Source organism: Phocaeicola coprophilus DSM 18228 = JCM 13818 (genome assembly GCF_000157915.1).
Lineage (GTDB): Bacteria > Bacteroidota > Bacteroidia > Bacteroidales > Bacteroidaceae > Phocaeicola > Phocaeicola coprophilus.
This window is the reverse complement of sequence record NZ_EQ973637.1, coordinates 93,924-103,304: the sequence shown is the minus strand read 5'-3', so window position 1 is coordinate 103,304 and position 9,381 is coordinate 93,924. Positions and strand designations below refer to the sequence as shown.

Below are 9,381 nucleotides of genomic sequence, written 5' to 3'. Positions count from 1 at the left end.
CAACTACCAACCTGCAGCGGGAGTTCAACAATTATCTGGACTCGTTCCGCTCGATTGTCAGCTACGCGGCACAGATATACGGATTCTACCATGAGGTATCGAAGCTGACTGACAATATGGGGGACTTTACCAGACAACTGGCACGGGACTCTCCGAACGCTGTGGCCGTAGCCCTATCCAGCAGGCGAAATGCCATATACAGGGAACTGATACTTAACAGTGTGGAAATCGTGAATGACATCCGTTCGGCCTGTATATCGGACAACAAGATGACGGAAAAGGAACGTACGGAAATAGTGTTCGGCATCCGCCCCAAACTGAGGATAATGAACCAGAAACTGCAACGGCTGACCAAAGCTGTGAAATACACTACGCTTGGTGACATCTGGCTGGAGATAGACGAAAGCGCACGGCCGATGGCAGACAAGCGGGATATTGTGGAAGCGGCAAAAAGGCGGTGGAAACAGGCAGGGAAAAATGTAAGACCTTAATATACGAAAATATATGGGATTTTGGAACATATTATTGAAATATGGCGGCAAGGCTGCCAAAGGTGTCGGAACAGCTGCTGCGGAGACAGGCAAAACAGCCGGGAATGCAATGTTGCATCCAACGAGAACACTACGAACGGCCGGGAAAGTTGTAAAAACAGCTGCAGTAACAGGTAGTGTAGGATACGTCGGCTGGGAAAAGCTGACCTCGGACAAGAGTGTGGCAAGAATTGTCAGTGAAGCTGTAGTAGGCAAGAACGCAACAGACAGCCTTGCCGGAACTACTGAGGGAATGAAAGCCCTGAAGAAGAAAGCCGGAGAAGCTATGGATACGGTGTCAGAAGCGGTATCCGGGCTTGACGGAAAACTGGACGGGGTATCAAACTTCCTGAAGGAAACGACAAGCGGAGGGCTTGGAACAATGATAGGAAACTTTTTCAGTAATTCTAGAAAACTTCTGTTAGTGCCTTATACAAAAGACTTTAGGAGAATTACCCGATTTTGAGGTAATGAATTAGCAACTGTGCCATATGCTATGTTCTGCCTTGAATTGCATTCAAGTAACTCTTTATTATTGCAAAGGTATAAAAATTATTTGGCAAGCAATAAAAATAGGATATATTTTGTCTCTTGTCAAATAATTCTATTGATGTATTTTTATAACTTTCCATTTACCCTGTCCAGCATATATAACATCGGCAGTAACATAGCAGTCTTTCGTGATATTATACTCACAAAGAACAGAATGATGAACGTAGTAATCACCAATAAATGCAAAATCAGGAGAATCATCCCAAGAACCATTTTTATATTTTAATTCTAAGTGACCTTGAATTGTCTTTATTGCACTTGTGTTTATTTCTGCAGTTTCTTCTACATTAAGTACAATAGGCCTTTTTTCACCTTTCCTGTCTTTTGTTACACAATAGAATATTTTCAAGCATTGTCCTACTTCGGGACGAAGATCCGTATCATTAAAGAATACGATACCTCCAATTTTTCCTTGACCGAAAGTGTAATGGAATAATTTTTTTTGTATGTTTATATCGTCAACGACCACAATACCAGAATTAAAATTCGGTAAAGCAGTTTCTTTATTTACTTTTTCTACATTAGCAATAACTACTTTGTTTTCATTCTTTTTTATAATAGTATATTCTCTGAAACTGACAAAATCCCCTTTTGAAATAGTGCCCCATTTTTCTTTAAAAGCTTGAAATATTTGCTGGGAATCTTGCGTTACAATATGTAGAATTTTCTTCTCTTCATTCAAATATTCTACATATCCAAACTTTTGGGGAAGTCCCATCCATAGCCTTGTTTCACTCTTATGCATGCAAAGAGGTATATATTTAGCTTCTGTCACTTTTGTTTTATTCCAAGAGAAGCAACTTGTCTGAATTTGCTTTTCCTCTTTATCTACATGACACTTTACTCTAAAAACAGAACCAAATATCGCATTCGTCAAAAAAGGAAACCGCTTTACATTCACTTGAAATATAACGTCTACCCCATTTGTGAGAGTGCAATAAGTTTTTCCGTCTTTTTCCCATCTATCCACCAGCGTAACCTCTTTTGCTTCAATTTCTGAAAAAGCGTACTCTTCAGCAATGGTGGCATATCTATTATACAATAGCTTATTATTATTGGGCGGAATAACTGATATGTCGACTCGTTCAATATATTCTTGGTATTTCCGGGAAGTGTTTTCATGAAATTTCTTATATATATTCAATTCGCATAAGGCTTCAGATGTTAGCTCTTCCTTTATAAGCAGGTCGGCTAAAGTCAAATGAATAGAGCCGAGAAAATCTTCATTTCGTTCAACAAGTAAAGCCTTAGAAAGCAATGCTATCTTTAATTCATTACTATCTTGTATACAATCTGCCAATTCACTCCATACATAGTATTTTTCACTCATTTCAAGTAATAAAGATTTGTACACATTGATAGCAAGGTCATATTGCTGTTGCCATGTATATATTATTGCTCGTTGTCTTAATATCCATTCATCTTTTTTAGCACGTTCAATAAGAACATTATACAATGAATCTAACCAAGATACTAGTTCTGCATCTCTTGGGTGTGATTCTTTGAGATATTCATAACACTTCTTTGCTGCTTTAACAGCCAAAGGTTTATAAGTGTTACCATTATTATCTGTTTCTTCTTTCCAATCAGCATCCATGAGGTTTTCATATCTCCAATCTCTAAAAAAGTAAATAAATCTCCATGTTTCTTGACCATTCATGTGACGCTCTGCAATTTTCAACACTTCAGAATGCCAATGAGAAGCACCATAAACGGCGTTTCTTTTATTATAGACAGTAAAAGCTTCAAACATCTCACGCATTTTACCTTCTTTATGAAGATTCATAATTTCCCAAAACTGCGGTTCACGTAACAGGTCAAGTGTTTCTGTTTTTGGGAGATTTATCTTTTCACACAGCATCTCGACATCAATATCCTCGCCGCTATTTACAATTTGACGACATATACGAGAAATAAGCGAGGGAATTTCACTACCATTGTAATAGCCCTTGTTCAAATCTTCATAACGTAAATTTTCTGGTTCCCAGAGCATAAAGAAACGGTAAAAACTAAAATCAGAATGTTCTTTTGAGAAACTCAAAGCAAAGTTCAATATTTGAGAATGAAGCATTGAAGGACGTTCATTCCTAAGATACATATAGTCTTTTAGCAACGTTCTTATTTCCAACGATGTCAAATTTGAAATTTTAGCCTTGATATAACGATAAATTATCCAGCCTAACTCTTCATGCAAAGCTGAATCTACATCATTTGCAGAGTCAATATAATTCTTTACCTGAACATAAGCATTTGAAGGATCATTTTTTGATAGCTCGGATGCTTTTGAAATAGCATCAGCGTTAGGTTGCAATCGTTTATACAAATTAGTATAAGCTCTTTCTCCTGCGCCACTATCATCCACCATTGTAGGAAGTAATGAAGACATCTCTTTCAAGCAAATTTTAGCTTTATCTATGGCGTTTCTATTGCATAGTTGCTGACATATATCACGCAGAACCCAAAAGAGAGACATTTGTGCCCATGGGTTATTCCTATCTTCTTTCAGATCATCTATGGCCATCTTATATGCTTCTTTTAGATTACCACTTTTACGCAATAATGTTACTTCTTTTACAGACATTAGTATTCTTCTATTATGTTAATTTTTCTATGAGTTGTGACAGTTTAATATCAGCTTCTCCGATATCAGAAAGTGGAGCAGCATAGTTAATAAACCCTTTCCCATTAAAGAAAAAAGTTATAGCAGCATAATTACCAGAAGCTTTCATATAATATACGAGTTGGTAATGTTCTTCCACCACATTTGTTAATATGATACCACATTCATCACACAAAGAAATCATGCGACTATGTAGCATCTTTAATGACTCCAAAGATGGATGATAGTCTATTTTATATTTGATATTTTCATCATTCTGGAAGAAAAACAACAACTCAGTGTCATTGGCATCTGTTTCATATTTTGTAAACAGACCTGCTCCATTATATATTGCATCAATTCTTACTATACCGGTTGGTGTATTTACTTCATAAATATCTCTCCAAGGTTTACAGATAACGTTCTTTACTGAATATAGAGTTCCATTCATATTCTTTACAACAGACCAATATTTACATTTTACTGAAGGTAATATTGATGAAGGATGAAAAGGTGTATCCTCTATATTATCAAAAGATAAAGCATTAACAGCTGTTTTTGCAGTTTTATTGATAGGGGTTATTTTAAGAGATGTAATAGGTGTTACATCAGGAAGATTAATACACCATAACATCTTAGAAGCTCGAGTTATCGCTGTATATTTCCAACGAAGGCTATCCACATCAAGCCCTGTGCGTCTTGAAAAATCTACATAAACTGTATTCCATTCACCACCCTGTGATTTATGGCATGTAAAAGCATAACCGTACTTTACATGAAGAGCATTGTAGAAAGGGTCTCCCCACATTGCCTTAGTAAATTCTTCAGATTTAGGATTAGTCAATCCTTTCTCCGTACGCATACGCATTACCATATTGATATAAAGAGCCTTCATTTCGTCAATTGTCAGTGAAGGTCGCTTGTTTTGGAGTAATGTATCAATAATATAGCGTTTATAAATATTACCATCTTCTACTTGAAAACTTATTTCTCTGAAATCAAGCGTAATGATTTCTTTTACTTTTCTCCCATTTTTTTCAGTCCAAATAGGTGCAGACTGAGAGATAATATCATTTGATGTTTCTACTACAGTTATGATATCACCATTCAATAATTCACATTTATCATAATAGTAGCTATTGCATACTACCATCAATTTATCTCCTACCGCCACATGATTCGTTTCAGGAAATATTATATTACGAATAGCCGTATTATAATCAGCTGCTTGTTGATTTGAGAAACAAACTATAGCAGACGATTGTTCTGGATCTTCACAATATTTCTTAGCAACTTCCATTGCTCCAATATCCATTACTTCATGTTCCTTTTTCTTGAACACAAGGCGATTTCGTTCTTTTTTCCGAATCAACTCACGAAGTATTGTAGCATTAGCCAAAATACAACTATTCTTATCTTGACGAACAATGTCTGTGAGCTCATAAGAATATACATTCATTTCTAGTATATCAAAATAAGTTTCATCTAATGCAACAGAACAATCATCACCTACGGGAGGCAACTGCATAGGGTCACCAACAAAATTACCTTTCCACCGAAGTTTAATCTTGCATAACTAAGTAAATCTTTTATTAATACTCCTGTACCAAATTGGAAAAGTTCATTCTTTGATTCACGAGAACTAATCATGGAGGCTTCGTCAATAATATAAATACACCTCTCGTGGTTATCTTTAAGTGGAAATATATATTTAAGTGTTCCTTCAGATTCTTCCACTATTAGATGAGAAAAATTATAGATTCCCCTATGAATAGTAGAAGCACCATAATTTGGTAATTTAGAACGTAATATTTTTGCAGCACGTCCGGTCGGAGCCATTAACTGAATATGTAAAGATTGAGTAGATAAATAATCTGCAATACTACGAATCAATGTCGTTTTACCTGTACCTGCATATCCTTTCAAAATAAATACTTGGCTATCTTTATCTGCAATGAACTTTTCAATCATTATCATTGCTTGCTTCTGTTGTGCAGTTAATATCATTTATATTCCATTTTATGTTATTCATATTTGTCACCATAAGGCTAAACTAAAAAGCGTGGAACTGTATGCCACACTCTTTACTTGAAGGTCGTAGGAAACCATAGATGCAGATGTAACAATAGCAGCCCACGCTATATGCGTGAGAACCACTATGCTATCCTTGCATCTAATTGAAAATTTCCTACGTTTTCAAGTACAAGATGAGCATAACGCTTCTTCTATTTTCATATGTCTTTGGACAGAGTTGTCTCAATCCATTTGCAAAAGTATAAAAAAGCCGTGATAATCCGCTCAATACAGGCAGATTATTACGGCCGTTCCTTTGATTTATAGTTTTATACCTCTATCTTGTTTCTGCTTAGGTATTCCCATGGCTTCCCTAAACTCATTCATCTTCTTTCTGAACCAGTTCACATGTGAAACCCCGTCTATCTTGAAATCGAATTTACCGCTTTCATCCTGTTTGATGGAGCAGACAGAATGTCGGGTATCAAAACTTCGGTTAAACTCGGAAGAATAGAGTTTACCTTTTATTCCGACCTCCTTGAACTCGCACAGTCTTCTGATTATTCCGTCATTGAAACCCAAACGTTCACGTAGGAAGTTTACCACAGGTATAAGCTTCTCCACATACGGAAAGTAGCGTCTGACAAAATCTGTAAACTCCGACAGCTTACGGTGCTGTTGCTCGTAAGCGTTTCTTATCTCCTGTATCTGTTCGGCTTGTTGCCGTTCCCGTTGTCGGGCTTCGTCTTCAAGTTCAAGGATGCGGTCTTGCAAGTCCTCGTTCCTACGTTCCAATGATTTCATTTTTCCACTTCCGAAAAGAGAACCCACACTGCTTGCAAGGGCGGTTGCCGTATCGGTGGCTGCGCTTTTGAACTTGTCGGTGCGGATTTCCGCTTTTACCTGTCTCAACTCCTCCTGCGCTTTGGTCTTCTTCTCCTGCAATAGTCTGGTTTCGGTTTCAAGGGTTTCATTCTTCTTTTTCAAGTCCCGATAATACTGCATGGTGGTAGTGTGCCGTGCTTCCGAGCCCCGTACCCCACGTTGCAATCCGTATTTCGTCATCACCCTTGCGTAATTGTCGTGGTAGGCAATCAAGGTCTGGCGGTTGAACAGGTCATCGGCACACAAACGGACGGAATTTGTTTTCTTGCGGTACTTGCGCTTGCCGTCCGTCTGTTCTTTCTTGGCTTTGCGCCTTTCACCTATTACGATGGGAACAACGGCTGCGTGGATGTGTGGAGTCTTCTCGTCCATGTGCAGATGGGCAGCAACCACATTGTCTTTGCCAAATGTGGCTTGAAGCCATTGGATGCTGTCGTTGCACCATTCATCAAGCTTTCCTTTTTCCTGTATGTTCATCATGTCCTCGTGCGTACCCGATAAAACCACCCGGACAACACGGACTTGGTCGTGTGTGATTTTCCGTCTGATGCCTGCCGTGTTCAGCCTGTGGGCAATCGCTTCATCCCTGCCGTGAACGCCATCGGGGTATTCGACAAGCACCCTGTTCAGATGTGTTCTTGTCGGGTCTGCGTTTTTAGGTATTATCTTTCTCTCTATATGGTCGGACTGCGTGGTGTCCGATGTCCCCTTTGCTTTCTTTATGTCCAATGAAAAATATCCCATATTATTTCTATTTTTGCGGTTATCGTTATGTTTCTTCTCTCTGCCTGTGGCATCGGTTCACAGGGTTTATTATGCAAATGAGTCCTTGCTGCACTCGTTTGCACAGGGTTTCCAAAGGGATTTCCCTTTGGCTCGATAGGGTGTTTTTAGCGTTACGGAGTAATGCGTGAAGAAAACGCCCTATTGAGCTATGGTATTTCTGTCTAAATACCTTTGGGAAAGCGAACGTGCATATTACAGATGAAATCCCCCTTTCTTTTTCGGTGGCTGCATCATCCGCCTTGCGAATTGGACTTGCTTCTTCTCCTTTATCGGCTCTGCCGATTGGGACAAGGGCTTACCGCACAGGTAGTCGTTCAAGTCCTTATACTCACGATAGTACATTGACTTGTCAAGCAGGCGTTCCCCAAACTTCTCTTTCAGTTTCGTGCAGGTGTTCCGTCCTGCCGTGTCGTTGTCAAGGAAACAGCCGACTTGGGTGTAGGTCTCCAATATGCTTTCCGCTTTTGCAAGATTGGAAACGGAGTTCAATATGATATAGTCCTGTGTGTCCAATCGCGGGTGTTGCGGATTGTTTTCTACTCGGATGGTAAGGAATGAAAGGTAATCCATGACCCCCTCAAACAGGTAACACATACATCGTTGTCCGCCCTGCTGTCGGATATGGGTGATGTCTTTCGGGGCGACACATCCCTTGAAGTATCTGTTGCGCACTTCATATCCTCCTGCCATGTTCGGAAAGCCGATGGCAAAATAGGGTTTGTCGGCATTCATAAACCGAAGCTCCCTGCATTCTCTTTTGGCAAGTCCGATGTTTATTCCCCTTTCTTGCAGATAGGCGATAAGAGCAGGAGAGGACAACTCACCAACCCTTAATCCCTGATAAGGCTGATTGTCGGAATGCTGTCTGCCAAAAGAGAACGATGCAGGGCGGATGTATGCTGTCCGCTCCTCTATGCGTTTCAGCAGATAGGCTACATCTCCCGAATGGTAGAGTTCCGCTGCCAATGCAATGATATTACCGCCTTTGCCGATGCCGAAGTCGTACCATTTTTCAAGCTCGGTGTTTACCTTGAACGATGCGTCCGTTTCTTCCCGTAACGGTGATTTGTACCACAGGTTCCTGCCTTGTTGCTTTACAGGCGTATAGCCCAGACTTTGCAGATAGTCTGCCAGTTTGATTTGCTTTACATCTTGGATTGTCATATTACATACGGTTTTGAAGTTGATGAAAATTTGTTGATTTGATGAACTGTTGATGTAATATGTTTATATACAGCCTCGTAACCTCTCAACATCTTCTCAACAAACCGCTCACCAAAAGAGAAATCCACAAACGGGTGTCGGTGGTCTCTCAACTTCTCTTTTGGCTTGTTGAAATTTTGTTGAGAATGTATATCGTTTATTGTCAGTGTATTTATACCCATATTCAACAATTCAACAGAAAAATGATAGTATTACAGGGATTCGAGTTGCTCCCTTGTGACGGTGTAGAAGCGTCCCACCCTCTTTATCGGCTCATAGTGACAACTTCTGTTGTAATTGCCCTGATAAGTGGTGTAGGTAAGCCCGTTTGGTGCAGGTGTTAGTTTCCAGCACTCCTGCACCACCTTACGCACTTGGTGCTTTTCCGCCTTTACCTGCGAGTGCACCAGCAGTACGACAAGGTCGTTAAGGCAGAATGAAACGCTATCCACATCCATTGCAACCATAATGTCAAGCAGCAGTTCCGACATCTCTATCTCCAGCCGATTGCGGTTGCTACGGATAATCTTCTGCAAGGCTTCTGTATGCAGCAATGTGGGGTTGAACCACATCCGGCTTTCCTTTTCGGTGGACAGTTTTCTGTGTTGCAGGAAATGGAGAAAGGCGGGTATCTCCGCTTTCAGCTTTTGCAGGAAGTCGGTATCATCGGACTGCAAGCGGTTTATCTTGCGCACCCAATAGCGTGTTTCCCCTGCGTCTATGATTACGGGCAGATGCTCGTTGTTGGAACACAGCACGAATTTGGCGAAGAACGCAATCTCGTCACGGTCTTTGCCTTTGGCTTCCACCTTA

The 9,381-nt window shown here is 40.0% G+C and carries 6 protein-coding genes and 2 pseudogenes; 2 read left to right on the top strand and 6 right to left on the bottom strand.

Going from position 1 to position 9,381, the window contains the following annotated elements; translation table 11 throughout:
- On the top strand, positions 1 to 491 hold a 491-nt coding region (locus BACCOPRO_RS06470), incomplete at its 5' end, for a hypothetical protein (RefSeq protein ID WP_008142066.1).
- 13 nt (positions 492 to 504) lie between these two features.
- A pseudogene (locus BACCOPRO_RS06465) lies at positions 505 to 936 on the top strand (hypothetical protein); the annotation flags it as partial.
- Between the two features lie 198 nt (positions 937 to 1,134).
- Here the strand turns inward: BACCOPRO_RS06465 and BACCOPRO_RS06460 are convergent.
- From BACCOPRO_RS06460 to BACCOPRO_RS18480, 6 genes and pseudogenes are all read right to left on the bottom strand, one after another.
- Complete coding sequence (locus BACCOPRO_RS06460; RefSeq protein WP_008142063.1) at positions 1,135 to 3,663, bottom strand: tetratricopeptide repeat protein; 2,529 nt, start codon at positions 3,661 to 3,663, stop codon at positions 1,135 to 1,137.
- 13 nt (positions 3,664 to 3,676) lie between these two features.
- A complete protein-coding gene (locus tag BACCOPRO_RS06455; protein ID WP_008142061.1) occupies positions 3,677 to 5,209 on the bottom strand; it encodes an ATP-binding domain-containing protein in 1,533 nt (510 codons plus the stop codon).
- Positions 5,191 to 5,688 (bottom strand): AAA family ATPase, encoded by a 498-nt coding sequence (locus BACCOPRO_RS18485; RefSeq protein ID WP_008142059.1) that lies wholly within the window; start codon positions 5,686 to 5,688, stop codon positions 5,191 to 5,193. The genes BACCOPRO_RS06455 and BACCOPRO_RS18485 overlap by 19 nt, the downstream gene beginning before the upstream one ends.
- A 327-nt stretch (positions 5,689 to 6,015) precedes the next feature.
- Positions 6,016 to 7,323, bottom strand: a complete 1,308-nt coding sequence (gene mobV / locus BACCOPRO_RS06450) for a MobV family relaxase (RefSeq protein ID WP_008142057.1) — start codon at positions 7,321 to 7,323, stop codon at positions 6,016 to 6,018.
- Between the two features lie 234 nt (positions 7,324 to 7,557).
- Positions 7,558 to 8,529 carry a DUF8464 domain-containing protein gene (locus BACCOPRO_RS06445; RefSeq protein WP_008142055.1) on the bottom strand — a complete coding sequence of 324 codons (972 nt, stop codon included), beginning with the start codon at positions 8,527 to 8,529 and terminating at the stop codon, positions 7,558 to 7,560.
- A gap of 251 nt (positions 8,530 to 8,780) precedes the next feature.
- Positions 8,781 to 9,381 (bottom strand): annotated as a pseudogene (locus tag BACCOPRO_RS18480) (primase-helicase family protein); the annotation flags it as partial.

What these genes read in the sequence shown, in the direction of transcription:
- BACCOPRO_RS06460 (WP_008142063.1), bottom strand. Translation starts at nt 3,663, where the DNA reads ATGTCTGTAAAAGAAGTAACATTATTGCGTAAAAGTGGTAATCTAAAA.
- BACCOPRO_RS06455 (WP_008142061.1), bottom strand. Translation starts at nt 5,209, where the DNA reads ATGCAGTTGCCTCCCGTAGGTGATGATTGTTCTGTTGCATTAGATGAA.
- BACCOPRO_RS18485 (WP_008142059.1), bottom strand. Translation starts at nt 5,688, where the DNA reads ATGATATTAACTGCACAACAGAAGCAAGCAATGATAATGATTGAAAAG.
- mobV (WP_008142057.1), bottom strand. Translation starts at nt 7,323, where the DNA reads ATGGGATATTTTTCATTGGACATAAAGAAAGCAAAGGGGACATCGGAC.
- BACCOPRO_RS06445 (WP_008142055.1), bottom strand. Translation starts at nt 8,529, where the DNA reads ATGACAATCCAAGATGTAAAGCAAATCAAACTGGCAGACTATCTGCAA.